This window comes from Frisingicoccus sp. (genome assembly GCA_016298055.1).
Classification (GTDB): Bacteria; Bacillota; Clostridia; order Lachnospirales; family Lachnospiraceae; genus Frisingicoccus.
Genome location: JAEDDO010000276.1, coordinates 1 through 2,048 on the forward strand (window position 1 = coordinate 1; position 2,048 = coordinate 2,048).

Here is a 2,048-nt window from a genome sequence, read left to right on the forward strand (position 1 = left end):
CATGCAGCCGGTCTATGATTCGGCCAGACGGCAGGGATATGAAATCTGGAATTATCGTTAGAGGTATTACACCCCTTGTTTTGGCTGTGTATCTGAAGGAGGAAAAATATCTTGGAACATCAGTTTTTAACAAATTATACAGATATTACTTTTCTGGACAAGATCAAAGATAATCTAAGGCATTGTAAGTCTTTTGATTTCTCTGTCAGCTTTATTAAGAAAGCTGGCCTTGTTTTGTTGTTCAAGGATATTGAAGCAGCTGTGGAAAGAGGGTGTAAGGGACGTATCATCACCTCAACTTACCAGAATTTCACAGATATTGAATCCTTGAAGAGTTTCTATGCGCTCATGGGAAGATGTTCTAATTTTCAATGTCATTTGGATTATGAGAGCTTTCATGGTACCGATTATTCGACTCTTGGCTACCATTCCAAGGGTTATCTTTTCGAATTCGATGATCACAGAGAGTTAGTGATTGGTTCTTCAAATATCACACGATATGCGCTTCTTAAAAATATTGAATGGGATGTATCTGTAAAGGACTATTTTGTAAATGGTGCATATGATGATGCGTTGAAAGAATTTGAAGAAAAATGGGACGCAACGGAATTACTGGATGCAGAACTGATTGTTAAATATGCCCAGAGACTAAGTTATGCCATTGAGCGTTGGGATATGGATTATGATCTGTCGGCGTCAAAGATCAAGCCGAATTATATGCAGAAGAAGGCCTTGAAGGAGTTGAATCGTTACCGTGCCATAGGTGTTAATCGTGCGCTCACGATTGCATCGGCAGGTAGTGGAAAAACTTATCTGGCAGCTTTTGATGCATTGAATTTCAACCCGAAGAGATTGCTTTACATTGTACATGAGGGATCTATTTTGAGAAAATCCCTGGAAACCTTCCAAGAGGTGTTCGGTAAAAATGTATCCTATGGCATCTATAGTGGTACCAGTAAAGAATCGGATGCAGATTTTGTATTTGCCACGAACATTACCATGTGCAAAACACTGGAGCTATTCTCAAAGAATGAATTTGATTACATTATTATTGATGAGTGTCATCATGCCACAGCAGAGACTTATAAAAAGATTATCGGTTATTTTGAACCGGAATTCTTACTTGGTTTGACTGCTACACCGGAACGTTTGGACAACCAGGATGTTTTCGAATTGTTCGATCATAATGTGCCTTATGAGCTAAGATTGCGTGATGCGATCGCCAATGATCTTGTTGTTCCGTTTAAATATTTTGGTATTCGAGACAAGCTGGTGGATTATGGGCTGACCGGAAATGAAGAACGCAGAATGATTGCGCAGATGGCAAAGGAAGATCACTGCGATTTTATTGCCGAGCAGATTGAGAAGCATCGTCCACAAGGAAAGCTGAAGGCGCTTGCGTTCTGTAGAAATGTTACCCATGCCAGAATGATGTGTGAAGCATTGGGAGAGCGGTATCATACCGCTTATCTGACTGGCCGTAATGATATCGGTGAGCGTGTCAGAGCTTATAATGATTTGCAAAATGATGCTCATAATCTTGAGATCCTGTTTACGGTGGATATCCTGAATGAAGGTGTCGACATTCCCGGTGTGAATATGGTGCTGTTCCTTAGACCAACCGAGTCTACGACGATCTTTATTCAGCAGCTTGGCCGTGGCTTGCGTAAATATACAAATAAGGAGTATGTTACCGTGCTGGACTTTATCGGCAATAGCTATAAGCGAAGTGTGCAGATCGCTTTTGCGTTGGGGTCTTTATCTGAGAACTTTGTTATGGAGAAAAAATTGCTTGCATCATTAGTGAAGGATGATTTTACAGCTCTTGGTTTGGCTGATTACGGTGTAGAGATTCATATTGATGATTTAAGCAAAGAAGAGATACTGGAATACATTGATAAAGAGAATTTTAACGCTTTGAAGTATCTGAAGCAGGATTATTTCAATTTCAAAAAATATATCGGATCGGAATTTTATCCGCGTCATGTAGATTATATCAACAATGACTGTGCTCCGGATTTGATTCGTTTTATGAGCATTAAGACGAG

1 protein-coding gene is annotated in these 2,048 nt (G+C 39.8%); it reads left to right on the plus strand.

Features of this window, described 5'->3' with window-relative positions:
- Positions 1-111: 111 nt before the first annotated feature.
- A partial coding sequence (locus tag QZZ35_RS11540) for a DEAD/DEAH box helicase family protein (protein ID WP_291237535.1) occupies positions 112-2,048 on the plus strand: 1,937 nt, incomplete at its 3' end.